Origin of the sequence: Ruegeria sp. YS9 (genome assembly GCF_024628725.1) — a bacterium.
GTDB classification, from domain to species: Bacteria; Pseudomonadota; Alphaproteobacteria; order Rhodobacterales; family Rhodobacteraceae; genus Ruegeria; species Ruegeria atlantica_C.
Genome location: NZ_CP102409.1, coordinates 476,798 through 501,448, shown reverse-complemented (window position 1 = coordinate 501,448; position 24,651 = coordinate 476,798). Strand labels below are relative to the sequence as shown.

The 24,651-nt window shown below is 60.1% G+C and carries 34 protein-coding genes; 13 read left to right on the top strand and 21 right to left on the bottom strand.

The genetic code is table 11. From position 1 onward, the window contains the following. Positions 1–4: 4 nt before the first annotated feature. A complete protein-coding gene (locus NOR97_RS02685) occupies positions 5–769 on the bottom strand; it encodes a sulfite exporter TauE/SafE family protein (RefSeq protein ID WP_257600132.1) in 765 nt (254 codons plus the stop codon). 144 nt (positions 770–913) lie between these two features. Between NOR97_RS02685 and NOR97_RS02680 the strand changes: the two genes are divergently transcribed. From NOR97_RS02680 to NOR97_RS02670, 3 genes are all read left to right on the top strand, one after another. Beyond that, a complete protein-coding gene (locus tag NOR97_RS02680; protein WP_257600131.1) occupies positions 914–2,605 on the top strand; it encodes an acyl-CoA dehydrogenase family protein in 1,692 nt (563 codons plus the stop codon). 251 nt (positions 2,606–2,856) lie between these two features. Then, positions 2,857–3,411, top strand: coding sequence for a hypothetical protein (locus tag NOR97_RS02675; RefSeq protein WP_257600130.1), 555 nt, complete (start codon positions 2,857–2,859; stop codon positions 3,409–3,411). Between the two features lie 40 nt (positions 3,412–3,451). Then, positions 3,452–3,844 carry an META domain-containing protein gene (locus tag NOR97_RS02670; protein ID WP_257600129.1) on the top strand — a complete coding sequence of 131 codons (393 nt, stop codon included), beginning with the start codon at positions 3,452–3,454 and terminating at the stop codon, positions 3,842–3,844. Here NOR97_RS02670 and recO read toward each other — a convergent pair. Continuing rightward, complete coding sequence (gene recO, locus NOR97_RS02665; RefSeq protein WP_257600128.1) at positions 3,828–4,553, bottom strand: DNA repair protein RecO; 726 nt, start codon at positions 4,551–4,553, stop codon at positions 3,828–3,830. The two genes, NOR97_RS02670 and recO, sit on opposite strands and share 17 nt — an antisense overlap. Positions 4,554–4,748: 195 nt before the next feature. On the opposite strand from recO, the gene NOR97_RS02660 reads away from it, so the two are divergent. Both NOR97_RS02660 and NOR97_RS02655 read left to right on the top strand, forming a co-directional pair. Next, the gene (locus NOR97_RS02660) at positions 4,749–5,000 is read left to right on the top strand and encodes a hypothetical protein (RefSeq protein ID WP_170344843.1); all 252 of its coding nucleotides are present in this window, start codon (positions 4,749–4,751) and stop codon (positions 4,998–5,000) included. Between the two features lie 214 nt (positions 5,001–5,214). Beyond that, positions 5,215–5,604 carry a VOC family protein gene (locus NOR97_RS02655; protein WP_257600127.1) on the top strand — a complete coding sequence of 130 codons (390 nt, stop codon included), beginning with the start codon at positions 5,215–5,217 and terminating at the stop codon, positions 5,602–5,604. Positions 5,605–5,661: 57 nt separating this feature from the next. On the opposite strand, the gene NOR97_RS02650 is transcribed toward NOR97_RS02655, so the two are convergent. The 3 genes from NOR97_RS02650 to era all read right to left on the bottom strand — a co-directional run bounded on the left by NOR97_RS02650 (position 5,662) and on the right by era (position 7,333). Continuing rightward, positions 5,662–5,934 carry a SemiSWEET transporter gene (locus NOR97_RS02650; protein ID WP_257600126.1) on the bottom strand — a complete coding sequence of 91 codons (273 nt, stop codon included), beginning with the start codon at positions 5,932–5,934 and terminating at the stop codon, positions 5,662–5,664. 164 nt (positions 5,935–6,098) lie between these two features. Continuing rightward, entirely contained in the window at positions 6,099–6,428 is a 330-nt protein-coding gene (locus NOR97_RS02645) for a DUF1491 family protein (RefSeq protein ID WP_170344840.1), read from the bottom strand. Further along, the gene (gene era, locus NOR97_RS02640) at positions 6,425–7,333 is read right to left on the bottom strand and encodes a GTPase Era (RefSeq protein WP_117869864.1); all 909 of its coding nucleotides are present in this window, start codon (positions 7,331–7,333) and stop codon (positions 6,425–6,427) included. The genes NOR97_RS02645 and era overlap by 4 nt, the downstream gene beginning before the upstream one ends. Positions 7,334–7,492: 159 nt before the next feature. Between era and NOR97_RS02635 the strand changes: the two genes are divergently transcribed. Next, positions 7,493–8,875: a multicopper oxidase family protein gene (locus NOR97_RS02635; protein ID WP_257600125.1), complete on the top strand. Its 1,383-nt coding sequence runs from the start codon at positions 7,493–7,495 to the stop codon at positions 8,873–8,875. Positions 8,876–8,877: 2 nt separating this feature from the next. On the opposite strand, the gene NOR97_RS02630 is transcribed toward NOR97_RS02635, so the two are convergent. From NOR97_RS02630 to folK, 10 genes are all read right to left on the bottom strand, one after another. Beyond that, positions 8,878–9,396, bottom strand: a complete 519-nt coding sequence (locus NOR97_RS02630; protein WP_170344838.1) for a GNAT family N-acetyltransferase — start codon at positions 9,394–9,396, stop codon at positions 8,878–8,880. 4 nt (positions 9,397–9,400) lie between these two features. Then, complete coding sequence (gene rnc, locus NOR97_RS02625; protein WP_257600124.1) at positions 9,401–10,093, bottom strand: ribonuclease III; 693 nt, start codon at positions 10,091–10,093, stop codon at positions 9,401–9,403. Next, on the bottom strand, positions 10,090–10,929 hold the full coding sequence (gene lepB / locus NOR97_RS02620; RefSeq protein ID WP_171617536.1) for a signal peptidase I: 840 nt from the start codon (positions 10,927–10,929) through the stop codon (positions 10,090–10,092). The genes rnc and lepB overlap by 4 nt, the downstream gene beginning before the upstream one ends. A gap of 60 nt (positions 10,930–10,989) precedes the next feature. After that, positions 10,990–11,409 carry a holo-ACP synthase gene (gene acpS, locus NOR97_RS02615; RefSeq protein WP_257600123.1) on the bottom strand — a complete coding sequence of 140 codons (420 nt, stop codon included), beginning with the start codon at positions 11,407–11,409 and terminating at the stop codon, positions 10,990–10,992. Beyond that, positions 11,406–12,029 carry a LysE family translocator gene (locus tag NOR97_RS02610; protein WP_170344834.1) on the bottom strand — a complete coding sequence of 208 codons (624 nt, stop codon included), beginning with the start codon at positions 12,027–12,029 and terminating at the stop codon, positions 11,406–11,408. Before NOR97_RS02610 ends, acpS begins: the two co-directional genes overlap by 4 nt. After that, a complete protein-coding gene (locus NOR97_RS02605; protein WP_170344833.1) occupies positions 12,026–12,772 on the bottom strand; it encodes a pyridoxine 5'-phosphate synthase in 747 nt (248 codons plus the stop codon). Before NOR97_RS02605 ends, NOR97_RS02610 begins: the two co-directional genes overlap by 4 nt. Beyond that, a complete protein-coding gene (locus NOR97_RS02600; RefSeq protein WP_170344832.1) occupies positions 12,765–13,463 on the bottom strand; it encodes a DUF2062 domain-containing protein in 699 nt (232 codons plus the stop codon). Before NOR97_RS02600 ends, NOR97_RS02605 begins: the two co-directional genes overlap by 8 nt. Positions 13,464–13,479: 16 nt before the next feature. Further along, on the bottom strand, positions 13,480–15,612 hold the full coding sequence (locus NOR97_RS02595) for a bifunctional (p)ppGpp synthetase/guanosine-3',5'-bis(diphosphate) 3'-pyrophosphohydrolase (protein ID WP_170344831.1): 2,133 nt from the start codon (positions 15,610–15,612) through the stop codon (positions 13,480–13,482). Positions 15,613–15,638: 26 nt separating this feature from the next. Further along, positions 15,639–15,992 carry a DNA-directed RNA polymerase subunit omega gene (gene rpoZ / locus NOR97_RS02590; RefSeq protein WP_117869873.1) on the bottom strand — a complete coding sequence of 118 codons (354 nt, stop codon included), beginning with the start codon at positions 15,990–15,992 and terminating at the stop codon, positions 15,639–15,641. A gap of 94 nt (positions 15,993–16,086) precedes the next feature. After that, the gene (gene folK, locus NOR97_RS02585; RefSeq protein ID WP_257600122.1) at positions 16,087–16,656 is read right to left on the bottom strand and encodes a 2-amino-4-hydroxy-6-hydroxymethyldihydropteridine diphosphokinase; all 570 of its coding nucleotides are present in this window, start codon (positions 16,654–16,656) and stop codon (positions 16,087–16,089) included. A 141-nt stretch (positions 16,657–16,797) separates the two neighbouring features. Between folK and NOR97_RS02580 the strand changes: the two genes are divergently transcribed. From NOR97_RS02580 to NOR97_RS02550, 7 genes are all read left to right on the top strand, one after another. Then, the gene (locus NOR97_RS02580) at positions 16,798–17,373 is read left to right on the top strand and encodes an NYN domain-containing protein (protein WP_117869875.1); all 576 of its coding nucleotides are present in this window, start codon (positions 16,798–16,800) and stop codon (positions 17,371–17,373) included. 190 nt (positions 17,374–17,563) lie between these two features. Beyond that, positions 17,564–18,514 (top strand): 4-hydroxy-3-methylbut-2-enyl diphosphate reductase, encoded by a 951-nt coding sequence (gene ispH / locus NOR97_RS02575; RefSeq protein WP_257600121.1) that lies wholly within the window; start codon positions 17,564–17,566, stop codon positions 18,512–18,514. Further along, the gene (locus NOR97_RS02570) at positions 18,511–18,963 is read left to right on the top strand and encodes a DUF3429 domain-containing protein (RefSeq protein WP_257600120.1); all 453 of its coding nucleotides are present in this window, start codon (positions 18,511–18,513) and stop codon (positions 18,961–18,963) included. Before ispH ends, NOR97_RS02570 begins: the two co-directional genes overlap by 4 nt. Then, on the top strand, positions 18,960–19,547 hold the full coding sequence (locus NOR97_RS02565) for a bifunctional 2-polyprenyl-6-hydroxyphenol methylase/3-demethylubiquinol 3-O-methyltransferase UbiG (protein ID WP_170344827.1): 588 nt from the start codon (positions 18,960–18,962) through the stop codon (positions 19,545–19,547). The genes NOR97_RS02570 and NOR97_RS02565 overlap by 4 nt, the downstream gene beginning before the upstream one ends. Next, positions 19,540–20,007 (top strand): ribonuclease HI, encoded by a 468-nt coding sequence (gene rnhA, locus NOR97_RS02560; RefSeq protein ID WP_171232686.1) that lies wholly within the window; start codon positions 19,540–19,542, stop codon positions 20,005–20,007. The genes NOR97_RS02565 and rnhA overlap by 8 nt, the downstream gene beginning before the upstream one ends. Then, complete coding sequence (locus NOR97_RS02555) at positions 20,004–20,627, top strand: trimeric intracellular cation channel family protein (protein WP_171169182.1); 624 nt, start codon at positions 20,004–20,006, stop codon at positions 20,625–20,627. The genes rnhA and NOR97_RS02555 overlap by 4 nt, the downstream gene beginning before the upstream one ends. Positions 20,628–20,692: 65 nt before the next feature. After that, the gene (locus NOR97_RS02550; RefSeq protein ID WP_257600119.1) at positions 20,693–21,295 is read left to right on the top strand and encodes an alpha/beta hydrolase; all 603 of its coding nucleotides are present in this window, start codon (positions 20,693–20,695) and stop codon (positions 21,293–21,295) included. Position 21,296: 1 nt separating this feature from the next. On the opposite strand, the gene speB is transcribed toward NOR97_RS02550, so the two are convergent. Genes speB through def (NOR97_RS02520) form a run of 6 tightly spaced genes read right to left on the bottom strand, consistent with a single transcriptional unit; the run spans position 21,297 to position 24,586 of the window. Beyond that, positions 21,297–22,124, bottom strand: a complete 828-nt coding sequence (gene speB / locus NOR97_RS02545; RefSeq protein ID WP_257600118.1) for an agmatinase — start codon at positions 22,122–22,124, stop codon at positions 21,297–21,299. Positions 22,125–22,178: 54 nt separating this feature from the next. Next, the gene (locus tag NOR97_RS02540) at positions 22,179–22,415 is read right to left on the bottom strand and encodes a GlsB/YeaQ/YmgE family stress response membrane protein (protein ID WP_171120279.1); all 237 of its coding nucleotides are present in this window, start codon (positions 22,413–22,415) and stop codon (positions 22,179–22,181) included. A 1-nt stretch (position 22,416) separates the two neighbouring features. Next, positions 22,417–22,653, bottom strand: coding sequence for a hypothetical protein (locus NOR97_RS02535; protein WP_170344822.1), 237 nt, complete (start codon positions 22,651–22,653; stop codon positions 22,417–22,419). 6 nt (positions 22,654–22,659) lie between these two features. After that, positions 22,660–23,574: a methionyl-tRNA formyltransferase gene (fmt, locus tag NOR97_RS02530; RefSeq protein ID WP_257600117.1), complete on the bottom strand. Its 915-nt coding sequence runs from the start codon at positions 23,572–23,574 to the stop codon at positions 22,660–22,662. Positions 23,575–23,576: 2 nt separating this feature from the next. Continuing rightward, complete coding sequence (def, locus tag NOR97_RS02525; protein ID WP_257600116.1) at positions 23,577–24,071, bottom strand: peptide deformylase; 495 nt, start codon at positions 24,069–24,071, stop codon at positions 23,577–23,579. Next, a complete protein-coding gene (gene def, locus NOR97_RS02520) occupies positions 24,068–24,586 on the bottom strand; it encodes a peptide deformylase (RefSeq protein ID WP_171364547.1) in 519 nt (172 codons plus the stop codon). Before def (NOR97_RS02520) ends, def (NOR97_RS02525) begins: the two co-directional genes overlap by 4 nt. Positions 24,587–24,651: the final 65 nt, after the last annotated feature.

The window sequence follows — 24,651 nt, the reverse complement described above, 5'->3', positions numbered from 1 at the left end:
CCTGTCACCCCACCAAACCACGTCGCAGCAGGTTCAGGCCGGCGATCAGCAATACCAACAAGGTCGCCTTGCGAAAACTTGCCTGATCGATACGGTCCTGCAATTTCATGCCGATCCACATCCCGGCCACGGCCGGAACGATCAGAGCTGCGGAAAACTGAAGTGTTTCTGCATGCAGGATGCCTGAGCCAAGATGTGCGGCCAGCAGCAAGACCGCTCCCAAACCGTAGATAACGCCCTGAATTCGAATCTGTTCGGTCTTGGGGGTGTTCAGCGCCGTCAGATAGGCAACTGTCGGAGGCCCCCAAACTCCTGACATGCCGCCGACAAACCCCGCCAGGCCACCTACAACGGCCTCGACTGCGGTCGACGGTTGGCTCAGCGCCATTCTGAACCCAAGAACCTGCAACAGCGCGAAGACCGACACGAAACCGCCCATCAGAACCAGAAAGACAGACCCCGGGATCAAAGCGACCAACTGTGCGCTCAGCAGCAGAAAGAGACCGCCGACAACAAGAAAAACCCGAAACCGCCGAACCGAGGCAACCGCCGCAGCGCGACCGCCGCGAAGGGCTTGCTGCCCATTGGCCACCAGCGTCGGCAGGATAAGTCCCGCCAAGGCCAGTTCCGGCGGCAGAAATGAATTCAACCCCGATACCAAAATCATGGGCATCGCGAAACCAACCATCCCCTTGACCCATCCTGAGGCAAAAGCGATTGCCATGGCCAACAGCAGTTCCTGCGGGGAAAGAATGGAAAACAGGGTCATGTCCCCTAGATAACATCTGGATTTTCTTCTGCATTGCAAAAATGATGGGGTAATATTTGAACTTTTTCGCAGCGTAATAGGTATTTTTGTTGCGCTGCACGTGCAGCATGATATGACCAGACGACCGAGGAAAGGACGCGATTCATGGCCCACGACGGACAGGATATGACCGAGATGACAACTGCTTCAGTTTTGCCCGATCTTCTGAATATGACCCGGGCTGCCCTACCCGCGGTAGAAGCCGTTTTTGAAAAAGCCCGTGAATCCGTGCGCGGCATGGTCTCGGCGGATGGCCGTATCTCTGGCGCTCTGATCGAGGCCAACCAGACCGCCGCACATGGTCTGGCATGGCTGGCCACATATAATCAGTCGCTGCAACAGATGCAGCGCTGGGCCGAAACACTTCAGGCCGAAGGCAAATTCGGCGAAGTCGAGCAGTTGCTTCACCAGATAGCCTTTGGTGAGTACCTGCATCAGGTCGCAGGTGGCATCCCGATGAATCAGGGCGAGGTCGTGCGCCTTCAGGATATGGGCCTCGGCTGGGATGCGCTGTCGGGCTTTCAGTCGACCGAAGTACAGACCTTGATGGCGCAGGCAAATTCACAAGCCGCACGCAGCCGTTTGGTCGAGCTGATGCAGGATCAGGCCGGCGCCACCATGTTCGGCGCGTCGGGCCTGGACGAAGAACTTGAGATGATCCGCGACCAGTTCCGCCGCTATGCGCAGGAAAAGGTCGAACCGTATGCCCATGAATGGCACCTCAAGGATGAGCTGATCCCGCTGGAAATCATCGAAGAGCTGGCGGAAATGGGCGTTTTCGGGCTGACCATCCCGGAGGAGTTTGGCGGTTTCGGCCTGTCCAAAGCCTCGATGTGCGTTGTGTCCGAAGAACTGTCTCGTGGCTATATCGGCGTCGGCTCGCTGGGCACCCGTTCGGAAATCGCAGCCGAATTGATCATCGCCGGCGGCACGGAAGAGCAAAAGGCCAACTGGCTGCCGAAACTGGCCAGCGCCGAAATCCTGCCGACCGCTGTCTTTACTGAACCCAATACCGGCTCGGATCTTGGCAGCCTGCGCACCCGTGCCGTGAAGGACGAGAACGGTGATTACCGGATCACCGGCAACAAGACCTGGATCACCCACGCCGCGCGCACCCATGTCATGACTTTGCTGGCGCGGACCGATCCCGACAGCACCGATCACCGCGGCCTGTCCATGTTCCTGGCCGAAAAGACACCGGGCACGGACGAGAACCCCTTCCCCACATCCGGCATGACCGGTGGTGAGATCGAGGTTCTGGGATACCGCGGCATGAAGGAATACGAGCTGGGCTTTGACGGCTTCCACGTCAAGGGTGAAAACCTGCTGGGGGGTGAAGAAGGCAAGGGCTTCAAACAGCTGATGGAAACCTTTGAAAGCGCCCGCATCCAGACTGCTGCGCGCGCCATCGGCGTGGCGCAAAGCGCGCTGGATATCGCCACGCAATATGCCATCGACCGCAAGCAATTCGGCAAATCTCTGATCAACTTCCCGCGTGTGTCCGGCAAACTGGCAATGATGGCGGTCGAGATCATGATCGCACGCCAGCTGACCTATTTCAGCGCGTGGGAGAAAGACCACGGCCAGCGCTGTGATCTTGAGGCAGGCATGGCCAAGCTGCTGGGCGCCCGTGTGGCCTGGGCAGCCGCCGATAACGGGCTGCAAATCCACGGCGGAAACGGTTTTGCGCTGGAATACAAGATCAGCCGCGTTCTGTGTGACGCGCGCATTCTCAACATTTTCGAAGGGGCGGCCGAGATTCAGGCACAGGTCATCGCACGACGTCTGCTCGGGTGACCGGAACCGGCGCCCCGTTTCCCCAACTGACCCGGCCATTGCGCCGGGTCTTTTTCTTGATTTTTGAGGTTTTGTACACCGCCTACCTGCGGACCTTCCGTTTTGTACGGACAATTTCCGCATCTCTGACCGGCTGAACAACGACTAGCTGTGTCCGCACCAATCCAAACTTCCCCCTTTGATCCCGACCCATTCGCCGTTAGAGCATCAGTTTGACCCGACCCAAACCCGATCAGCACCTGGTACACCGCATGACCCGATCCATCTTTGCACTTTGCGCCACTCTGGCGGTGCTCGTTCTTGCGGGCTGCACCACCCCTACGCCAACGGCCGATCAGAGCGATGTCGAAGCGCTTGCGCAGTCGATCCGAATGCTCGGGCCGGAAGTCGATCCGGCCGAGGCACAGAGGGCGGCCACAATCGCCTATTCCTATTCGCAGCAATTGGCGCGGGATTGGAACGTCACCGACCCGGCCATCATCCACAACGCCAAGGTCATCAACGGGTTCCGCGAAAAGGGGTTGTGCAATGACTGGGCCGAAGCCATGACCAAGCGGCTGCGGCAGGAGAACTTCCGAACACTGGATCTGCACTGGGCCACGTCGCCGCCGACTTCTTTTCGCATCATCCACCATTCGGCGTCGATCAGCGCCAAGGGGGATTCGATGTATGACGGCATCATCCTTGATCCCTGGCGCAACAGTGGCGCGTTGTTCTGGGCGCCGGTGCGTGAAGATACGCGCTACAACTGGAAACCCCGGCAGGAAGTGCGTGCGCAACTGCTGAACGGGTCTCTTCCCTACTGATCCGGTTCCAACGACATCCCCTATGCGCTAAGACCCAGCCATGACTCGCCTGATCCTGACCCTGCCCTTGATGGCATTGTTCCAATGCGACAAGGACGAAACCGTCGCCGCCTATGGTGCTGCGGACCAGACCTGGGTTTTGCAGGAAATAGATGGTCAGCCCTATGAGGCGAGCGCTCTGCTGCGGTTTCGCGAAGAAGGCAGGATTGCCGGGAACGCTCCGTGCAACAGTTATGACGGAACACTCAACGCGCCCTACCCGTGGTTTGAGGTTCAGAACCTCAATGCGACGCGCGCCGCCTGCGCGGGGCTCGAAGCGGAAGGGGTCTACTTTGCCGCCCTCATGGCCATGACCCAATCCGAAGTGTCAGGCAATGTGCTGATCCTGCGAAGCGAGGATGGGCACGAGATGGTGTTCACAGCCGCCGAGTGACCTGATCCACGAACCGGGCCCGCGCTTCGGGCAGCGGATTATGCCCCAAAGACGGCGCGACGCGGTGCTCCAGGAAATACCCGGTCGTGCGCAAGGCCTCTGCGATCTCGGCATCGGGCGCAGTGCCTTCCCCGCGCAGACAAGGCGGAAGGGGCAACAGCTTGTCCGCCCAATCCCCGGCGCCCTTCGCACTGACGGAACGGCCTGTTTTGGGCGATACATAGATCAATCCTTCGGTCACACCGGTCACGGCGCAGGCTGTCAGATCAAGGCCAAAGCCAAGCTCGTCAAGCAGCGCGAGTTCCCATCGCAGATAAGCCAGAGGCCAGACCTCGTCCTGCCCCAGCAGGTCCATCAACTGCTCCGTCCGCGTATAGAGCGAGGCGTGTGGTTCCCGTTCGGGCAGGCAGAAGGACAGCAGAGATACGACAGCGTTCAGCCCGGACAGTGCCAGCCGCCCTGAAAACGCGGCGGCCGCGCGGGAGCGCAGGGGTTCGACCTGAAAGGTTCCGATATGTTCTTCCAGTCGCGCGCGCCACAGCACGTCCAGTTGCGCGCCGGGTTGCAGGATCGGCGCGATCTTGCGGCTGGTCCCACCGCGCACCACACCGGCATGACGCCCATGGCCTTCGGTAAAGACTTCGATGATCGCCGCTGTTTCACCATGGCGGCGTAAAGTCAGGAGTATTCCGTGATCGCGCCAGTCCAAAACTCGGCCCTGCTGTTGGTTGGGTTGGATCGCAGAAAATCCCAAGCGACGTCGGCGCGCAAGAGCGGAACTTCTTTTCCCCCTTTCGACGAGAGTTCTTTTTCCGAAGGCGCCATAGTTTTGTGACTTCGTGCCACCCGTCTTGTGCGCGTTCTCGCAACCCCCACCTGCGCTTCAAACAGAAGGGGCCGCACCATGATCGATGACGAACCGCAACCTGCCGCGTATTACGACGAACACGAAATCTGGACGCCGGATCCGACAGCCGCGGACATGCAGGTCTATGAGACGTTCGCTTCGGCCGTCGTTGAACTTGTGCAGGTGCTGGATGACAACAAGCCGATGTTGTCGCGGGATGTCTACGCCCGCTTTTTTGCGTCTCTGCTGCACCTGTCCAGGGTGTTGGGCGAGTACGAAGACGGATGGAACGGCGGACGTGGCGCGTGATTCAAAGGCGTGCGAAGACCGTGGGGAAGACTATCAGCCTTTCATTCCAAAGGCCCGGTAGAACGCGTCAGCTGACCCACAGACCGATGGAAACCCCGTCAGTTGCCCTGTTCGGGTAGGTCGGGGGTCGCCAAAACCATTCCGAAAAACGCATTGCTTGAAACCAGTTCAGGTATTAATGTTCTGCTTATGTTCTTAAAGTGGGATTCCAAAAATGTCTCTTAATTATGTCATGATCGGTTCCAACGACGTTGCCAAGGCACGCGGCTATTATGACGCGGTTGTGCCCCGGATCGGCGGAAAGGTCATCGCCGAGTATATGCCGCATGCTGTCTGCTATGAGCTGCGTGGCGGCGGATGCATATGGGTCGCGACACCGTTCGACAAAAAAGTCGCGACGATCGGAAACGGGAACATGGTTGGCCTGCTGTGCCAAAGCGAAGCGGAAGTTCGCGATGCGCATGCAACCGCGCTTGCAAATGGTGGAACAAACGAAGGTGATCCGGGCGACCGGCCCCAATATGGCCCAAGCTTTTTTGGTGCCTACGCACGCGACCCGGATGGGAACAAGATGAGCTTTGTCTATTTTGGCGACGCAGGTTGATGGCGCTGAAAACCACTGCAAGCTTGGTAGTGAGAAAAACCCAAGGCAACAGGAGGTTCAGAACGTCACACCTGCGTGAATTAGGATGCCGATGACCATCAATAAGTTCAGCACCATCGAGAGTCCGTTGCCCACATAAATGGGCAGCTTGCCCACCACCATACCATAGGCAAACCACAGGAAGGACAGCCCGGCATAAAGCGACCAGGACAGAAGCGACTGACCGGTCGCGTGTTCGGAATGGGTAAAGTAGAGCTTGATCAGTTGTGGAAGCGTGGCAAAAGGGCCGACAACGCCGACAAAGACCATGAAGCCCTCGAACCGCTGCATCCAGTGGCCGAGTTCCGATTTTTCCAGTTTCTCTGCAAGCGTTTCAGTCAGGAAAGCACCTCTTGGTTGCGCTCGGTCCGTAGGACACGTCAGTGCTGACAGGCCATTTGCAGCACCAAAATAGTCGCTTTGATCTCGGCGTCAAAGACCCTTCAGTACCGTGGTCATTCCAGCCCCTCTTCGCCCAGCAGGTGCCGCCCCTGCCGGTCTTCGACCTCGATCACCCAGAGGTCGGGGTCAAAGCTGCGTTGGCGCTGGATGGCCTGGTCCACGTCGCCCTCGGGGCCAGACGAGAGTTCGACCCATTTTCGTTCACCACTCATCAGATCAAAGCTGCGTTGGAACGCAACGGCCTGCCCGTCCAGCGTGTTCAGCTTGACCAGAACTGCGCCTGCCGTGTCATCGCCATGTGCCACCACATAGGCCGGGATATCCTGGAATCGCAGCCGCGCCAGATAGGCGTGGACCCAGAATTCGGCGGTCAGGCGGGTCATGCGTTTCCGTCTTTGAAATCCAGACCCATTTCCGAATACCGCTCGGATTCTTCCAGCCAATTGGGCCGGACCTTCACTTGCAGGAACAGGTGAATTTTGCGGTCGAGGAATTCTTCCAGTTCTGCCCGCGCAGCCTGGCTGACGGCCTTGATGGTCTCACCCTTCTTGCCCAACACGATGCCTTTGTGGCCGTCACGCATGACATAGATGACCTGATCGATCTTAGCAGAGCCGTCTTTGCGTTCTTCCCAGTTCTCGGTCTCGACGGTCAACTGATAGGGCAATTCCTGATGCAGGCGCAGGGTGAGCTTCTCGCGCGTCATTTCCGCGGCGATCATGCGCAGGGGCAGGTCGGCGATCTGGTCTTCGGGATAGAGCCAGGGGCCTTCAGGCAGTTCAGAGGCCAGCCATTTGCGCAGGTCTTCGACACCGTGGCCCTTTTCAGCAGAGATCATGAAGGTTTCGGCAAACGGGTAACGTGCGTTCAGGTCACTGGTCAGCGCCAGCAGCTTTTCGGACGGCACCTTGTCGATCTTGTTGATCGCCAACGCGATGGTGCGGCCCTGTCCGATTTCTTCCAGACCTTCGAGGATGCGCTCGACCCCTTCGGTGATACCGCGATGCGCTTCAACCATCAGGACTACGACGTCCGCATCTGCGGCCCCGCCCCATGCAGCAGCGACCATGGCGCGATCCAGGCGGCGGCGGGGTTTGAACAGGCCGGGCGTGTCGACGAAGACCAGCTGCGCGTCGCCTTCCATCGCCACGCCGCGGATACGCGCGCGGGTGGTCTGCACCTTATGCGTCACGATGGAAACCTTGGCCCCGACCATGCGGTTCAGCAGGGTTGACTTGCCCGCATTGGGCTCTCCGATCAGGGCGATAAATCCGGCGCGTGTGGTCATGAGTCTGGCGATCCTGTTTGCAAGTGCGCACCCCTATAGCAGAAAGCTTCGACGGGCCAGAGGGATTTGTCGCATTGCGGCCATGCGGGTTCGATGTCAGATGAACGCAGACGCCCAGCCATTCACAGCCCGGCATCAAATCCGTTCAGTGAGGTTTTCATGAAACGTCGCGAGTTTCTTCTTGGAAGCAGCGCCGCTGCAAGTGTTTTGGGGTTGGGAGCGTTGCCTCTGACGGCCAGCGATGCTGCGCAGGAGCTGGTGTTGCAACCTGCCAGCTATCGGTTGCGCGATCAGCCGACCATGGGGATGGTCAGCCTGTCACCGGATGCGCCGCCGCCGGTTCTTTACGGGCGCCAGGGCGAAACATTGCGCCTGACGGTGCGCAATACCCTGCCCGATTATACTGGGATGCATTGGCACGGGCTGCGCATCCGCAACGAAATGGACGGTGTGCCCTATCTGACCCAGATGCCCATCGGCGAGAACGAAAGCTTTACCTATGAACTCACGCCGCCGGATGCGGGCACGTATTGGTATCATCCCCATTGCATGACGATGGACCAGATGTCCCATGGGCTGACCGGTGTGATGGTGATTGCCGAACCGGAAGACCCGGGATTCGACAGCGAACAGGTGATCAATCTGCGGGATTTCCGGCTGGACGAAGATGGCGCGTTTCTGCCCGCTTATACCGCCCGCGGCGCGGCGCGGGCCGGCACGTTCGGCAACGTGCAGACCGCCAATTGGCAGAGCGAGGCAGTATATGACCACGCCGCGGGCAGCCTGGTGCGCGTACGGGTGGTCAACACGGACACGACCCGTATCTACAACTTGCATCCCGAAGGGGCCGAGACCCGGATCATCGCATGGGACGGACATCCGGTAGAAACAGACGTGACACGGCCCACAGCAGCCCAGCCGCTCTTGCTGGCCCCGGGTCAAAGGGTGGACCTGGCGGTTCGGATGCCGGACGACGAGGGGCAGTCAGCCCAGTTGATGGCAAAGTTTCCCGGGCAGAAACACCGCGCCATGGTCCGGTTGCGGGCCACGGGACAGTCCATTGCGCGTGATCTGCGAGAGCTGCGCCCATTGCAGGCAAACCCTGTCGCGCGCCCTGATCTGGGTCAGGCCGAGTTGCATGAGTTCGTGTTCGGCTGGACCCCGGAAGGCGGCGCCCCGAATGACGGGTTCTGCGGGTCTTTGGGCTATAGTTTCTGGTCGATCAACCGAACGCCCTGGCCGGGCGATGCGGCGCAGGGAACCGGGCCACTGGCCGTGCTGCAACGAGGCAAGAGCTATGTTCTGCGACTGCGCAATGAATCGCCCAACCTGCACCCGATCCATCTGCACGGGCTGGCCTTTGTTCCGCTGACGTCGAACCTGCGCAAACTGCCACCGTTGCTGTCCGATACCATGCTATTGCTAAAAGATGAGACCGTCGACATCGCGCTGGTCGCGGACAATCCCGGCGACTGGGCGTTTCATTGCCACGTGATCGAACACCAGAAAACCGGACTGGCCGGGTTCATCCGGGTAATCTGACCCTAGCCCGGTGGTGACATGTTCAACGCCAGAACGTGGTTCGGATAGGCTTGGTCCGCGATACGGAAATCCGTGACGCCGACCTGACGGAAGCCTTTGGACAGGTAGAAATCAATGGCCGGAGCGTTCTGGGAATTGGTCGTCAGCCAGATTTCGGGGCGGCCTTTGTTCCGGCAATGGTCAATGGCCACCTGCAACAACGCTGACCCGATGCCCTTTCCGTGGTGGCGCGGCTGCACGTAAAAGGTCACGATCTCAAGATCGGAAAGCCCGTCGATGGGGGCGGGACGGCCCTCTGCCAACCGAATGTAGCCATCGATTCCATCGCGGTTTTCAGACACCACCAGAAGATCACTCTCTTCCTCAAGCAGCGCTTCGAACCGTGCGGTTGTGAACTCGGACAATGCAAACTCGGCGAAGAAAGAACTTACGCCATGGCGCAGGTAGGTGCCGATCCAGACTTCGATCGACAACGCGGCCAGGCTGGCCGCGTCCGATTTCCGGGCTGGTCTGAGCTTCATGCCCCTAGGACGAGCTGGCCGGACTCAACCGCTCCAGCAAAGCTTTCGCCGCGGCCTGTTCGGCCTGACGTTTGGATCCTGCGGTGGCCTGTGCCTCGGTGCCGTCCTGAAGGCGGGCGGCGATGGTGAAGATCGGGGCGTGGTCCGGGCCGATGCGTTTGATTTCGACGTATGAGGGCGGCTTTTGCCCACGCGCCTGCGCCCATTCCTGCAACGAGGTCTTGGCGTCACGCGCATCTGCCTCGACCTTGTGGATGCGGTCCCCCCAAAGCGCCAGGATGACATCGCGGGCAGCCTCGAACCCGGCATCCCGATAGATGGCGGCGATCACGGCCTCCATCGCATCGCCCAGCAGCGCTTGCTTGCGACGGCCACCGGACAGCATCTCGGACCGGCCGAGTTTCAACACCGCGCCCAGATCGATCTGGCGGGCCACATCTGCACAGGCCTCTTTGCGGACCAATGCGTTGAACCGGGGGGCCAACTGGCCTTCGGAGGCTTTTTTGTCAGCTTCAAGCAACGCGGTGGCCATGACCAGGCCCAGAACGCGGTCACCCAGAAACTCCAGCCGCTGGTTGTCGGGTCGGGTGGACGAAGACACCGAGCCATGGGTCAGCGCGCGCACCAGCAGTTCGGGGTTTTTGAACTCATACCCCAATCGCCGCTGGAACGCCTTTATCTCAGACGAAAGCTTCAATTGACCGCCTTGAAGAACCGATCACCGCGCCATGTCCAGAAGAACAGCATCGAACGGCCCGCGGACGAGAACATGATCCGGTCGGCGCGACCAATCAGGTTTTCGTAAGGCACGTATCCGACACCGCCGGCAGATTGCGGCAGACGGCTGTCGCTGGAATTGTCACGGTTGTCGCCCATGAAGAAATAATGGCCCTCGGGCACGGTGTAGATGCCGGTATTATCCGATGCCTGGTTGCCGATGTTCAGCACGTCGTAGGACACGCCATTGGGCAGGGTTTCGATCAGGCGCGATTTTTCACAGGTGCCGCCAATACCGACAGGGCCGTTTTCACAGCGCGGGCGTAGGCGCTGTGGGCCTTGCGGTTCCGCGACTTCGGTGAACACGCCATCGGGCTGCTGAGGAACCGGAGTGCCATTGAGGATGATCTGGCCATTGCGGACCTGGATCCGGTCGCCCGGCAAGCCAATCAGGCGTTTGATATAATCACGCCCGGTGACCGGATGGCGAAAGACGATGACATCGCCACGTTCCGGATCACCGCCCCAGATACGGGTATTGTCTTCGCCCTGCATCCAGCCACAGATATCTTCGGCATCCACGTTCAGGCCGACGCTGGGGATGATCAGGCTGGGGCAGGATGCGTAGGAATAGCCATAAGCCATCTTGTTGACGAAGAGGAAATCGCCGATCAGCAGCGTCTGCTTCATCGAGCCCGAGGGGATCCAGAACGGCTGAAAGAAGAGGGTACGGAACACGCCGGCAATCAGCAGCGCATAGACGATAGTCTTGATCGTCTCCCAGACGGGATTTCCGGTCTTGGCTTCCTCGGCCATACTGCTCTCTCCAGTTCTTTGCTTGGCTTCGCTGCTACATGCGGGGGCGATGGGGGCAAGTCAAGGCTGCGTGGTGTGATCTTTAAGCGGACGCGCTTCGATCACCACGAAAGCCTGCGCCCAAGGATGGTCATCGGTCAGGGTGACATGGATGATCGCCTCGTGCCCTTCGGGGGTCATTTCATTCAGGCGTTCGGCGGCCCAGCCTGTCACATGCATCACGGGCTGGCCGGTGCGCAGATTGGTGACGGCCATGTCTTTCCACGCGATGCCCATGCGCAGACCGGTGCCCAGCGCCTTGGAACAGGCCTCTTTCGCGGCCCAGCGCTTGGCATACGTACCCGCGGTGTCGGCGCGGCGTTCGGCTTTGCGCTGTTCGGTGTCAGTAAAGACCCGGTTGCGGAACCGGTCGCCGAAACGGTCGAGCGTGCCCTGAATGCGGTCAATGTTTGCGAGGTCTGTGCCGATGCCAAGTATCATGACAACCGCACCGTCAGGATCTTGTAACTCGCCACTCCGAAGAACCCTGCAAAGGCGAAATCGAACCAGCGGCGGGCGCGGCGGTAGATGCGGACCATGCGCTCGGATGAGAACAGAAACGCGTAGCCGATAAAGATCATCAACGATCCGGCATAGAGCATGGCGAAATAGCCCAGCAGCATCGACAGGCTGGCATCATTGGGCGCGACGATGGCATAGATCGAGCCCCAGCTGAGGATCGCCTTGGGGTTGGTCAGGTGAATGGCCGCGCCTTTGGCAAAGATGGTCGGCAGCGCGCCCGTGACCGGTTTGCCCAAAGCGACCTCGTCCGAGGTCATCGCGCGGCGCAAGGCCTTCAGCGCCAGCCAACCCAGATAGGCCACACCGACATAGCGGATCACCTCGAACACCCAGACATTGGCCAGCATGATCGCCGACAGGCCAAGTGCTGCGGCAATGCCCCAGGCGGCGGACCCGGCACAGATGCCCAGTGCAAAGGCCAGCCCAGCGGTGCGGCCTTCGTTCATGGCGGTTCCGGCAATGCCCATCGTGGCGGGGCCCGGAGAGCCTCCGGCCATCAGCCAGGCCAGCCAGATGGCGACAAAGCCTGGGGTGATCACGCCCGCGCCTCGTCCATCAGGCGACGCATTTCCTGAATGGCCGGGGTCAGGCCCAGAAAAATCGCCTCGCCAATCAGGAAATGACCGATATTCAGTTCCTTGACCTCTGGGAAAGCGGCGACCGGCTTCACCGTGTCATAGGTCAGGCCATGGCCCGCATGAACCTCAAGCCCCAGCGAATGGGCGAAAGAGGACATCTGGCGCAGCGATTCAAGCTCGCGTTCGGCATCTTCCATGCGGCCTTCGGCATGGGCATCGCAATAGGCGCCGGTGTGCAGCTCAATCACTTCGGCACCGATGCGATGCGCGGCCTCGATCTGACGCTGATCGGCGGCGATGAAGATCGAAACGCGACAGCCGACATCACGCAGAGGGGCGATGAAATGCGCCAGCTTGTTTTCCTCGCGCGCGACTTCAAGACCGCCCTCGGTGGTGCGCTCCTCGCGCTTTTCGGGAACGATGCAGACCGCGTGCGGTTTGTGGCGCAAGGCGATCTGCTGCATCTCGGGCGTCGCGGCCATCTCAAAGTTCAGCGGCACCGACAGAACTTCCATCAGCCCGTCGATATCGGCGTCCGAGATATGGCGTCGATCTTCGCGCAGATGCGCGGTGATGCCATCCGCGCCCGCTTCTTCCGCCAGTTTGGCAGCGCGCAGCGGATCCGGATAGTCCCCGCCCCGCGCATTGCGCACCGTGGCCACGTGATCGATGTTCACACCCAGACGCAGATGGTTCTCAGACATCCCTCGATTCCTTTTGCATGCTTTGGCCCGAGCCTAGAGGCTCTGCCGAAGAAACGGCAGCCGAATCTTCGGCCAAACGCTTGATTTCATCAAACTTCGCCTTGATTCTGGCGCGACGACGCTGCTGATACGTCAGGATCAGCGGCAGGCTGAGGTAATAGCAGATCACCCCCGCAACGAGGCCCGGAATGATCCCACCGATCATATAGGGGTAGAAGACGTCGTCGTAGAACTGCGACAGCCCGTGCCAGTCGGCCACGCGATCCGTAAACAACGCCAGGAAATTGTTCTTGAGATCCCCCAGGGCACTGGCGAATTTGCCCATAAGCCCCTGTGTGTCGCCTTCTTCGTATTCGGTGCCCAGCAGGAAATGCCCGGTCTGAAGACAGATCACTCCGATCGGAACATAGGTGAGCGGGTTGCCGAAAAACGTGCCGCTGAGCGCGGCCAGAATGTTCCCCTTGATCAGCCGGGCACCGATGGCGGCGACAAGAAAATGCAACCCGTAAAACGGCGTAAAGGCCGCAAAGACGCCCGCCCCTATACCGCGCGCGATCCGGTCAGGGGTATCCGGCAAGCGCCGGACGCGGTGTTTCACGTAATGGAAGGCGCGGGTCCATCCGCCACGCGGATAGACGAAATCCGATGCGATCTGGACTGGAGAGCGTCGGTCTCGGCGCTTGAATACCACCCGTGATCACCCCTTCTCAGCCAGCCGCAACCGAAGTTTTGACCTGATCCCGATACCGTTCGACCGCAGCAACATCGCTTTCCGCCTCCAGCATCAGCATGAGTGAGTGAAGCTGTTCAAGGTCGCGCAGTTCGACATTGATCAGAAGGCGGTAAAAATCCGGTTTGCGATCGACAAACTCGAGGTTCGAGATATTGGCCTTTTTCTCGCCGATCAATGTGCAAATACGCCCCAGAACCCCGGCATCGTTGCCAATGGTCAGATCCAAAGTCGCGCCATAGACGGCCGGGTGCGTGCCCGAATGCCAGTGCAGATCGACCCAACGGTCAGGTTCGCCTTCGAACTCGCTGAGCCGGTCGCAATCGATGGCATGTACAACCACGCCCTTGCCCCGATAGGTGATGCCGACGATCCGTTCCCCCGGCAGCGGCTGACAGCAGGGGGCACGGTCGAACTTCTGTCCCGGCTCCAGACCGATCACTGCACGGCGCAGCGGAATGGCGTCGCCGTCGTCCTTGGCAAGTTCGGGATAGACGGCCTGAACCACCTCATGCGCAGTCAGTTCGGCACTGCCAAGGCGGGCCAGAAGCTCGTGCCGATCTTTCAGGCGCAGGTGTTTCGCCGCGGTATCGAGCGCCTTGTCGGTCGCCTTGCGGCCCACGTGCTCGAAACCGGAACGGGCCAGTTCCTTGCCCAGCTTGATAAATCGTTCCCGATCCACCTCGCGCAGGGCGCGGCGAATGGCGGTACGGGCCTTGCCGGTAACTGCAATCTCCAGCCACGTGACCTGTGGCGTCTGACCATCGGCGGTGATGATGTCCACGGACTGGCCATTCTTGAGCCGCGTCCAGAGCGGAACGCGGATACCGTCAACCTTGGCCCCGACACAGGCATGACCGATCCGGGTGTGAATGGCATAGGCAAAATCGATCGGTGTCGCGCCACGTGGCAGTTTCACCACGTCGCCTTTGGGGGTGAAACAGAACACCTGGTCCGAATACATCTCGAGCTTGACGGCTTCGAGGAAGTCTTCGTGATCTTCCTCGTTGTCGAACTGCTCGGTCAGGTTGGAAATCCACTTGGCAGGATCGACGGCGAACGGGTTTTCCGTGCGCACACCGTCGCGATAGGACCAATGCGCCGCGACGCCGGTTTCGGCCACGTCATGCATCTGGCGGGTGCGGATCTGGACCTCGACCCGTTTACCGTCCCGGCCGGAAACGGTTGTATGGATGGAGCGGTAGCCGTTGGATTTGGGCTGGCTGATATAGTCCTTGAAGCGCCCCGGCACCGCGCGCCAGCGCTGGTGGATGGCACCCAGGGTTCGATAGCAGTCTTCCTCGGTCTGGGTGATGATGCGGAACCCGTAGATGTCGGACAGGCGCGAGAAGCCCTGATCCTTTTCCTGCATCTTGCGCCAGATCGAATAGGGTTTCTTGGCGCGGCCGAACACCTCGGCCTCGATGCCCACTTTCTCCAGCTCGTGCCGCATGTCGCCGGTGATGCGGTGGATCACGTCGCCGGTTTCCCGTTGCAAAGTGATAAAGCGGCGGATGATCGACTGGCGGCCTTCAGGGTTGAGGACACGGAAAGCCAGGTCTTCCAGTTCCTCGCGCATCCACTGCATGCCCATCCGGCCCGCAAGCGGTGCGTAGATATCCATCGTCTCGCGCGCTTTGACGATCTGTTTTTCGGGACGCATCGCCTTGATCGTCCGCATGTTGTGCAAACGGTCGGCGAGCTTGACCAGAATGACCCGCAGGTCCTTGGACATGGCCATGAACAGCTTGCGGAAGTTCTCGGCCTGCTTGGTCTCGCGGCTGGACAGTTGCAGATTGGTCAGCTTGGTGACGCCGTCGACCAGTTTGGCGACCTCATCCCCGAAAAGTTCAGCCACCTTGCCATAGTTGGCCTTGGTGTCTTCGATCGTGTCGTGCAGCAGCGCCGTGATGATGGTCGCATCATCCAGACGCTGTTCGGTCAGGATGGCGGCAACGGCAACGGGATGGGTGAAATAGGGCTCGCCGGAATGGCGAAACTGCCCTTCGTGCATCTGCTGGCCGAATTCGTAGGCCAGCGCAATGCGGTCGGCATTCGTCTTGGGATTGTAGTTGCGGACCAGCGCAATCAGATCGTCAGCAGAAATCATCCGGTCCGCACCTTCGTCTTCAGGGCTTACCCCTGCCCTTGAGCCTCCATCAGAGCGCGCAGGAGCTTCTCTTCGGACATGTCGTCCATGGCGGGTTTGTCCGTTTCGGCACCCATCAGCAGCGCCATCTGATCTTCTTCGGGCTCATCAACCTCGATCTGGGTCTGGTTGGCCTCGATCAGGCGCTCGCGCAGCTCGTCCGCGCTTTGGGTTTCGTCGGCGATCTCACGCAGAGACACGACAGGGTTCTTGTCGTTGTCGCGGTCAACGGTAATCGCTGCACCGGCGGAAATCTCACGCGCCCGATGGGCGGCGAGCATCACCAGCTCGAACCGGTTTGGAACCTTGTCTACGCAATCTTCAACCGTCACGCGGGCCATTGGGCGCTCTCCGTTTCTGAATCCATGTCAGGAAGGGGTTTATCTAAGCGCGAATCCGCGCCTTGACAAGCAGGAAATGCTGCATTTGCACGGATTACAGCGCCGTGACCGCCGCAACCTCTGCCGCGGGAAGGGTCTGGATCATCTCGCAGACCGTGCGACCCAGAACCGGATGACGCCAGTCGGGCACAATATCGGCCATCGGCACCAGAACAAAGGCGCGATCCTGAAGGCGCGGATGCGGCAAGATCAACTGATCCGGCGCCTCTTGCCTTTGCGCGTCGGTCGGCAGGGTCAGCCAGCGATCAAACGTGGCGCGATCCGGCAGGACCAGATCCTGGAAACAGACCAGATCCAGATCCAGCGTCCGCATCCCCCAGCGCTGCACCCGTTCGCGCCCGAATTCCTGTTCCACCTCGTGCAGCACTTGCAACAGTTGCGAAGGAGATTTCTCGGTTGCAATCAGCGCCGCGGCATTCACATAATCCGGGCCGGCCCCGGCGGGAAAGCACGGGGTAGCAAAAAAACGACTGACAGAGCGAATCACCACATCGTGACGCGATAACGCGTCAAGCGCGTTCTGAAGTGTTACAGCGGGACCGTTTCCTCTCAAATCGAGATTTGCGCCCAGCGCAACAACGGCATTTGGCATGGATTTGCTCATGTGATACCCTACATTCGACACATTGCATACTTGCGATAACCGACAGAAGTTCTAATTATAGGCCTACCAGCGCGCGTCATTTTATCACTCACTCACTCACGTAACGCGGCACGCACTGGATTATACCGGAAGGGAACATTTATGTTTTATAAAGACGAACGGCTAGCGCTGTTCATCGACGGCTCGAATCTTTATGCCGCGGCAAAAGCACTCGGTTTCGACATTGACTACAAACTTCTGCGGCAGGAATTCATGCGCCGCGGCAAGCTTCTGCGGGCCTTCTACTATACAGCGCTGCTGGAAAACGACGAGTATTCGCCGATCCGTCCATTGGTTGACTGGCTGCATTACAACGGCTTCACCATGGTCACGAAACCGGCCAAGGAATACACCGACAGCATGGGGCGTCGGAAAGTCAAAGGAAACATGGATATCGAACTTACCGTCGATGCCATGGAACTGGCGCCGCGCGTCGATCATATCGTGCTGTTCTCGGGTGATGGGGATTTCCGCCCGTTGATCGCAAGCCTGCAACGGCAGGGTGTGCGTGTATCGGTGGTTTCGACCATCCGCAGCCAGCCGCCGATGATCTCGGACGAACTGCGCCGCCAGGCCGACAATTTCATCGAGCTGGAAGACCTGCGCGATGTCATCGGCCGCCCGCCGCGTGAAATGCCGACGGAGCATCGCAGCGTCGCTGTTGCCAGCAACAGCTGACAAGGCGACAGGCCTGTCATGATGGGGAAAAATCGCGCGGTCAGGACATCGGTCCTGGCCGCGCTTCTTTAACAAGGTACAGGTGCTTAAACATCACCCGATTAGCAACGATTCGTGTCAGAGGAATGACGATGTCCTGTCTGGACCAAGGCCGGGAAAAGACTTACCTGTGCCATAAGGAGACAGCCTGATGAAAAAGCCGCCACTGACACTTTACCTTGCCGCCCCACGCGGGTTCTGCGCCGGTGTGGACCGTGCCATCAAAATCGTTGAGATGGCTTTGCAGAAATGGGGCCCACCGGTCTATGTGCGCCACGAGATCGTGCACAACAAATTCGTGGTCGATGGCCTTCGCGCCAAAGGGGCCGTTTTCGTCGAGGAATTGCAGGAATGCCCCGATGACCGCCCGGTGATCTTTTCCGCCCACGGGGTGCCGAAATCCGTTCCCGCCGAGGCTGCCCAGCGCGAGATGATCTATGTGGACGCCACCTGCCCCCTGGTTTCCAAGGTGCATGTCGAGGCGCAGCGCCACGCGGAAGCGGGGTTGCAGATGATCATGATCGGCCACAAGGGCCACCCCGAAACCGTTGGCACCATGGGGCAGTTGCCCGAGGGCGATGTGCTGCTGGTCGAAACTGTGGACGACGTGGCAAAGGTGCAGGTGCGTGACCCGGATAAGCTGGCCTTTGTCACCCAAACCACCCTTTCGGTCGATGACACCAAGGATATCATCGCCGCCCTTCAGGCCCGGTTCCCAGCCATTGTCGGACCGCACAAGGAAGATATCTGTTACGCCACCACCAACCGGCAGGAAGCGGTGAAGGCCGTGGCCCCCAAGGCGGATGCTTTGCTGGTTGTGGGCGCTCCGAACTCATCGAACTCGCGCCGCCTTGTCGAGGTTGCCTCGCGCGAGGGGTGTCAGTACGCGCAGCTGGTCCAGCGCGCCACCGAGATTGACTGGCGCGCGCTCGAGGGTATCTCGACCGTGGCTGTCACCGCAGGCGCGTCGGCCCCGGAAGTTCTGGTAAACGAGGTGATCGAAGCGTTCAGCGCGCATTATGATGTCACCGTCGAGCCGGTCGAGACCGCTGTTGAAAACGTCGAGTTCAAAGTCCCCCGCGTGTTGAGGCAACCGGCGTGAACGGAGTGCCGAAAGCGCCGCTCTATCTGGGGCTGGCGGGACTGATCCCGTTTGTCTGGGGCGTCCTGACCTATCTGAACGGCGACCTGAATGCCTGGGGCGTGCAAACCTTTGGCCCACGTTTCGTGGGGCCCTATGTGCAACTGTTCTATGGATCGGTCATCCTCAGCTTCATGTCCGGTGTTCTCTGGGGTTTTGCCACCAAGACATCAGGCAGCAAGGCGGCCCTGTGTTATCTGTTGTCGGTTCTGCCCGCGCTTTGGGCCTTTGCCATGACAGGGGGCGGGCCGGTAAATGCGGGCACCAATCTGATGTATGGCTTCGCTGGCTTGTTGTTGCTGGATGCCCTGTTTTCCTACTGGCGCCTGACACCGGTCTGGTGGATGCGGTTGCGCATCCTGCTGACCGCGGTCGTATTGGCCAGCCTTGCAGTCGGAGTGTACCTGTGACCGATGAACGTACGATCAACGCCTATACACACAAGGTGGCCGAATATCTGAAGATCCCTCTGCCGCCCGAGCAGCTTGAGGCCCGTCAGGCTTTCGCCGATGCGGTCGGCGCAGGCGGCTATGTGCTGGATCTGGGGTCCGGACCGGGGTCGGACAGCGGGTTCCTGATGCGTCAGGGGCTGAAGGTTCGCGCGCTGGATGCCACGCCAGCCTTTGTCGAACATGCACGCGAAAACGGTGTGGATGCACATCTGGGTACGTTCGATGACGTCACCGAGACGGCCGAATATGACGGGATTTACGCCAGCTTTTCCCTGTTGCACGCGCCGCGCGCAGATTTCCCGCGCCATCTGCAAGCGATCCACAGGGCTCTGAAACCCGGTGGACAGCTGTTTCTGGGGATGAAGCTGGGCACTGGTGAACACCGGGATGATCTGGATCGTTATTATTCCTATTACACGGAGGCCGAGATCGAGGACGCCTTGAACAAGGCCGGGTTCACGATTGATCGCGCAGTCCACGGCATCGGAAAAGGCCTGGCCGGATCGTATGACGGGTACATTCTGGTGTTCGCCCATGCCTGAATTGTTTGCCTATACGGACGGTGCCTGTTCCGGCAACCCCGGCCCCGGCGGCTGGGGCGTGCTACTGCGCGCGATGGACGGGGACAGGGTTCTGAAAGAGCGTGAGCTCAACGGGGGCGAGGCCGAGACGACCAACAACCGGATGGAACTGCTGGCCGCCATCAGCGCGCTTGAAGCGCTGGAGCGACCGTCGAAGATTACCGTCGTCACCGACAGCGCCTATGTGAAGAACGGCGTCACCGGGTGGATTTTCGGTTGGAAACGCAACGGCTGGAAAACCTCGAACAAGAAGCCGGTCAAGAATGTCGATCTGTGGCAGCGTCTGGATGAAGCGCAGGAACGGCATGATGTGACATGGGAATGGGTCAAAGGGCACGCAGGCCATCCCGAGAATGAAAAGGCCGATGAGCTGGCCCGGGCCGGAATGGCGCCGTTCAAACCGAAAAAGGCACAGGCGTGACTGCACTGACGCTGCTGGACTATGCCTCGGTTCTGATCTTCGCGTTGACAGGGGCACTGGTGGCCAGCCGTGCCCAGCTGGATCTGGTAGGATTTGCCTTCATGGCCTGCCTGACCGCCGTCGGTGGCGGTACGGTGCGCGACCTTCTGCTGGATCGTCACCCGATCTTCTGGGTTGGGCAGCCGGATTACATCCTGATCGCAGTCGCGGCTTCGGTCCTGGTTTTCTTTACAGCACATCTGGTGGAAAGCCGTTATAACTGGCTGGTCTGGCTGGACAGTTTTGCACTGTCGGTGGCTGTCGCGGCCGGAACCGGCGCGGCGCTGTCGCTGGATCAGTCCGGCGTCATTGTCGTTTTGATGGGTGTGACCACCGGATGCCTGGGCGGGCTGATGCGTGACGTGGTCTGCAACGAAGTACCGCTGGTGCTGAAACAGGGCGAGCTTTATGTGTCCTGCGCCTTTACAGGTGCTCTGACTGCGGTGCTGGCTTCCGGGTTGGGGGCGGCGCCTGCGTTTTCCCTGGGCCTCTGCGCCCTGGTGTGCTGGGCGTTGCGCGCCGGATCGTTGACGTTTGGCTGGCAATTGCCGGTCTACAAAAGCCGGCCGCCGCGCAACTGAGCCCGACAGTGGACGCCAAAGCGGCATGCTGATACCCCTTTTGAAAGCACAGCCCAGAGGCCAACGTGACATTCAGACTTGCATCCATCACAGCCTGCCTGGCCCTGCTCGCCTCATGCGGTGCGTATTACACCCCCGTCAGTTTTGTTGCGCAGGGCGACCAGATCATCGCCTCGGGCACAATTGACGAGACGACGCTGTCTGCCTTTGAGGAAGTGAAAGCCCAAAACCCCGAAGCCCGCACTCTGGTTCTGCGGTACATTGAAGGATCTGTTGACGATGACGCCAGTGTCATCTTCGCCCGTGAAGTGCACAGGGCCGGGTTCGACACTGTCGTGCCCTCGAACGGTCTGGTTGCCAGCGGGGGTACCGATCTGTTTCTGGCCGGAAACCGCCGCGTGCTGCAACCGGGGGCCTGTGTCGGTGTCCACAGCTGGGCCGGGTCGGGTCTGGTGGCCACCGACTTGCCCGAGGACGACCCCGAACATGATCGATATCTGGACTATTTCAAAGACATCGGCGTGGATGAGGAGTTTTACTGGTACACCCTGTTCGCTGCCCCGGCCGACAGTATGCACTGGATGAACGCCACCGAAGCGAACCGTTTCGGTTTGACCACCAGAGGTGCTCCGGCGCTTGGGTCTGCGACGGAGTGCGACGAAAGGTAAACTAGCCGTTCAACAAGCGCGCGCCGATTTCCTTGACGAACTTCGCGGCCACCATCGCCGTCATGCCATGGGGATCGCGATGCGGGTTGAGCTCGACGATATCCGCACCGACCAGCTGGCCTTTGAACCGGTGGATCAGGTCGACAACCTCGCGCGTGCTCAGCCCACCGGGTTCATGATGCGAGACGCCGGGGGCAAAGGCCGGGTCCAGCGCATCCAGGTCCAGTGACAGGTAGACCGGGCCATCGAAGGCAATCTGCAAATCGGGGCTCCAGTTGCGCATGTCGATCACCTCGACGCCGAACTTGTCGGCCTGTTCGCGCTGATGGGCGTTCATGGTGCGGATGCCGACCTGCACCAGACGCTTGACCGGGCAGGTCTCCATCACCCGGGCAAAGGGGCAGCCATGGCCGAGCGGTCCGATATCCTGCGTGTCGTACAGATCCGGGTGGCTGTCGATATGCAGGATGTTCAGGTCTTCGTACCTGTCTGAATGGGCCTTGATCAGCGGATAGGCCACGGAATGGTCGCCGCCCAGCGACAACAGGCGCGCGCCGGTTGCGATCCGTTTCGCCGCTTCGGCCTCGATCCGGTCAATCGGTTCCTGCCCGCGCATTTCGAACACATCAAGATCGCCGGTATCCCGGAATTGGCTGCTTGCCCCCAGATCGGTGCCATCCTCGGCCGTCAGGTTGGCGGCACCGGAATGCAGCGCCTCGCGGATGCGTCCGGGGGCGAAGGCCGGCCCTTGCAGAAACGAGGAATGCAGATCCAAAGGAACGCCCATCAGAGCGACATCACCCGGCTTCAAACCATACGGCATCATCATTTCCCTTTTTCGTTGGATGTGATCTGGACGGAAGAAGGACGCCGGGTCAAGGGGTTAGCGGCGCAGGTAGGTCTGCCAGATCCAAATCACCAGCAACGCACCCAGAACCGCCCCGACAAAACCAGACAGCCACCCCATAACGGTTACAAGAAACCGCAGCAGCATCCCTCCGATCAGGGCGCCTGCGATACCGATCAGCATGGTCGTCGGGATATCCGCCTCGATCCGCATCAGGCGGGTGGCCAGAAACCCTGCCGCTGCACCGATGATGATCAGGGCGACGATTGGCATGTCACTTCCTCCAGTGGGTCGGCACGATGATCAGGGCACCAACAGAGGAAATCACCGCATCCAGCCCCGGAGGACCAAAGCTGATACCGAACATGATACGGACGAAATAGAACAGGAACGCCCCGCCCACACAGATGATGATGGATTGCAAATAGCCGTTATGGGTGAAACCGGTCTGTTCGGACAGATACCCGACGATCCCGGCAATCACGACAGTACCCATCATCACCATGAACATATGGCTTTACTCCGAAGACATCCGGGTGCCGATCGGGATTGGCCAGCCCCGCAGGAACGTTTCCCTATCCTGCGCGCCTTTGCCCGCCCTTTGCAAGCGCAGCAGTTCTATGGCGCCCTGCCCGCAAGCCACATACAGATCGTCATTCAGAACCTCGCCCGGCGCGCCCTGCCCTTCGGCCAGGCGCGAAGCGAGGAGTTTTACCCTGTTGCCGTCAATCTCGGTCCAGGCCCCGGGAAAGGGCGACAGGCCGCGGACCTGCCGATCGACCTCGACCGCGGGGCGCGACCAGTCCACGCGGGCCTCGGACTTGTCGATCTTGGCGGCATAGGTGACACCAATCTCGGGCTGCGGATCAGGGGTCAGGTCGGGCAGCTTTGCCAACGCCTCGACAATCAAGGCCGCGCCCATCTCCGAGAGCCGGTCATGCAGGTCCGCAGTGGTTTCCTCGGGCCCGATATCGGTGGCCTGCCGCAGCAGAACGGGGCCGGTATCAAGGCCCGCCTCCATTTGCATGATACAGATGCCGGTTTGCGCATCGCCTGCCATGATCGCGCGATGAATCGGAGCCGCCCCGCGCCAGCGCGGCAACAGGCTGGCATGTATGTTCAGGCAGCCATGAGTCGGTGCATCGAGGATGGGCTGGGGCAGGATCAGACCATAAGCCACAACCACCGCCACATCCGCGTTCAGTGCCGCAAAACTGTCCTGTTCTTCGGCCGGTTTCAGCGAGGTTGGGTGACGCACGTCCAGACCCAGCGCCTGGGCCCGCGCGTGAACCGGCGTTGGGCGATCCTTCTTGCCCCGCCCCGCCGGACGCGGGGGCTGGCAATAGACGGCGGCGATCTCATGCCCGGCCTCGACCAGTGCATCCAGAACCGGCACCGAGAAGTCCGGGGTTCCCATGAAAACAACGCGCATCTTTACCCCTGTTTCTTGGCTTTTCGAAGCAGCATGTCGCGTTTGACCTTGCTGAGCCGGTCAAAAAACATCCGGCCATTCAGATGGTCGATCTGGTGCTGGACACTGGTGGCCTCGATGCCGACAAAATCGCGACGGTCCACCACGCCCTGCTCGTTCAGGAATTTGACAGTCACCGCACGCGGGCGTTTTACCGTGGCCGACACGCCCGGCAGGTTCGGACTGGCCTCTTCATGTTCACGCAACTCGATCGAACTGTGCAGGATTTCCGGGTTCGCCAGACGCACGGCCTTGCCCCGCTCGGTCGACCCATCGACAACGGCCAGCCGCAACATCACTCCGATCTGCGGTGCGGCAAGACCGACACCGGGCATGGCCTCCATCGTGTCGATCATATCCTGCCAGATCCGGCGAATGTCATCGGTGATTTCAGTCACTTCATCCGCCTTGGTGCGCAAGCGTTTGTCGGGCCAGGGCAGACAGGTACGGACGGTCATGCGCGCGCCCGTTCACGTTTGAGCTTTTGCATCTTGCGGGTAATCATCTGCCGTTTCAGCGGTTTGAGATAGTCGATGAACAGCTTGCCGTTCAAATGGTCGATTTCATGCTGCACGCAAGTGGCCCAAAGCCCGTCAAAGGTTTCCTGTTGCAGGTTTCCCTTCTCGTCCATCCAGGTGACATCGACCACCTTGGGGCGGGTCACTTCGGCATATTGATCCGGGATCGACAGGCACCCTTCTTCGTACACATTGGTTTCCTCGGAAGAGGCGATGACCTGAGGGTTGAACATGATCAGCGGGCGCGGGGTCTCGCCTTCTTCCTTGATGCAATCCAGCACGATCAACCGTTCCAGCACACCGATCTGCGGCGCGGCGAGGCCAATCCCCGGCGCGTCATACATGGTTTCCAGCATGTCGTCAGCCAGCGTGCGCAGCTCGTCCGTCAGGTCGGACACGGGCGCGCAGACCTTTTTCAGGCGGGGATCGGGATGGATCAGGATAGTGCGTTTCATGAGGCTGATTTAGGCCATCCCGCCCCGCGCCGCAACGCCCCCCTTGCACCTGCCCGATTTGCGGT

What these genes read in the sequence shown, in the direction of transcription:
- rnhA (WP_171232686.1), top strand. Translation starts at nt 19,540, where the DNA reads ATGCCTGAATTGTTTGCCTATACGGACGGTGCCTGTTCCGGCAACCCC.
- rpoZ (WP_117869873.1), bottom strand. Translation starts at nt 15,992, where the DNA reads ATGGCCCGCGTGACGGTTGAAGATTGCGTAGACAAGGTTCCAAACCGG.
- lepB (WP_171617536.1), bottom strand. Translation starts at nt 10,929, where the DNA reads ATGGCCGAGGAAGCCAAGACCGGAAATCCCGTCTGGGAGACGATCAAG.
- NOR97_RS02650 (WP_257600126.1), bottom strand. Translation starts at nt 5,934, where the DNA reads ATGCAGCGGTTCGAGGGCTTCATGGTCTTTGTCGGCGTTGTCGGCCCT.
- NOR97_RS02675 (WP_257600130.1), top strand. Translation starts at nt 2,857, where the DNA reads ATGACCCGATCCATCTTTGCACTTTGCGCCACTCTGGCGGTGCTCGTT.
- NOR97_RS02595 (WP_170344831.1), bottom strand. Translation starts at nt 15,612, where the DNA reads ATGATTTCTGCTGACGATCTGATTGCGCTGGTCCGCAACTACAATCCC.
- fmt (WP_257600117.1), bottom strand. Translation starts at nt 23,574, where the DNA reads ATGCGCGTTGTTTTCATGGGAACCCCGGACTTCTCGGTGCCGGTTCTG.
- acpS (WP_257600123.1), bottom strand. Translation starts at nt 11,409, where the DNA reads ATGATACTTGGCATCGGCACAGACCTCGCAAACATTGACCGCATTCAG.
- NOR97_RS02670 (WP_257600129.1), top strand. Translation starts at nt 3,452, where the DNA reads ATGACTCGCCTGATCCTGACCCTGCCCTTGATGGCATTGTTCCAATGC.
- NOR97_RS02645 (WP_170344840.1), bottom strand. Translation starts at nt 6,428, where the DNA reads ATGACCCGCCTGACCGCCGAATTCTGGGTCCACGCCTATCTGGCGCGG.
- era (WP_117869864.1), bottom strand. Translation starts at nt 7,333, where the DNA reads ATGACCACACGCGCCGGATTTATCGCCCTGATCGGAGAGCCCAATGCG.
- NOR97_RS02630 (WP_170344838.1), bottom strand. Translation starts at nt 9,396, where the DNA reads ATGAAGCTCAGACCAGCCCGGAAATCGGACGCGGCCAGCCTGGCCGCG.
- NOR97_RS02535 (WP_170344822.1), bottom strand. Translation starts at nt 22,653, where the DNA reads ATGTTCATGGTGATGATGGGTACTGTCGTGATTGCCGGGATCGTCGGG.
- NOR97_RS02540 (WP_171120279.1), bottom strand. Translation starts at nt 22,415, where the DNA reads ATGCCAATCGTCGCCCTGATCATCATCGGTGCAGCGGCAGGGTTTCTG.
- NOR97_RS02685 (WP_257600132.1), bottom strand. Translation starts at nt 769, where the DNA reads ATGACCCTGTTTTCCATTCTTTCCCCGCAGGAACTGCTGTTGGCCATG.
- NOR97_RS02680 (WP_257600131.1), top strand. Translation starts at nt 914, where the DNA reads ATGGCCCACGACGGACAGGATATGACCGAGATGACAACTGCTTCAGTT.
- NOR97_RS02660 (WP_170344843.1), top strand. Translation starts at nt 4,749, where the DNA reads ATGATCGATGACGAACCGCAACCTGCCGCGTATTACGACGAACACGAA.
- NOR97_RS02655 (WP_257600127.1), top strand. Translation starts at nt 5,215, where the DNA reads ATGTCTCTTAATTATGTCATGATCGGTTCCAACGACGTTGCCAAGGCA.
- speB (WP_257600118.1), bottom strand. Translation starts at nt 22,124, where the DNA reads ATGATGATGCCGTATGGTTTGAAGCCGGGTGATGTCGCTCTGATGGGC.
- ispH (WP_257600121.1), top strand. Translation starts at nt 17,564, where the DNA reads ATGAAAAAGCCGCCACTGACACTTTACCTTGCCGCCCCACGCGGGTTC.
- NOR97_RS02635 (WP_257600125.1), top strand. Translation starts at nt 7,493, where the DNA reads ATGAAACGTCGCGAGTTTCTTCTTGGAAGCAGCGCCGCTGCAAGTGTT.
- def (WP_171364547.1), bottom strand. Translation starts at nt 24,586, where the DNA reads ATGAAACGCACTATCCTGATCCATCCCGATCCCCGCCTGAAAAAGGTC.
- NOR97_RS02580 (WP_117869875.1), top strand. Translation starts at nt 16,798, where the DNA reads ATGTTTTATAAAGACGAACGGCTAGCGCTGTTCATCGACGGCTCGAAT.
- folK (WP_257600122.1), bottom strand. Translation starts at nt 16,656, where the DNA reads ATGAGCAAATCCATGCCAAATGCCGTTGTTGCGCTGGGCGCAAATCTC.
- NOR97_RS02605 (WP_170344833.1), bottom strand. Translation starts at nt 12,772, where the DNA reads ATGTCTGAGAACCATCTGCGTCTGGGTGTGAACATCGATCACGTGGCC.
- def (WP_257600116.1), bottom strand. Translation starts at nt 24,071, where the DNA reads ATGACCGTCCGTACCTGTCTGCCCTGGCCCGACAAACGCTTGCGCACC.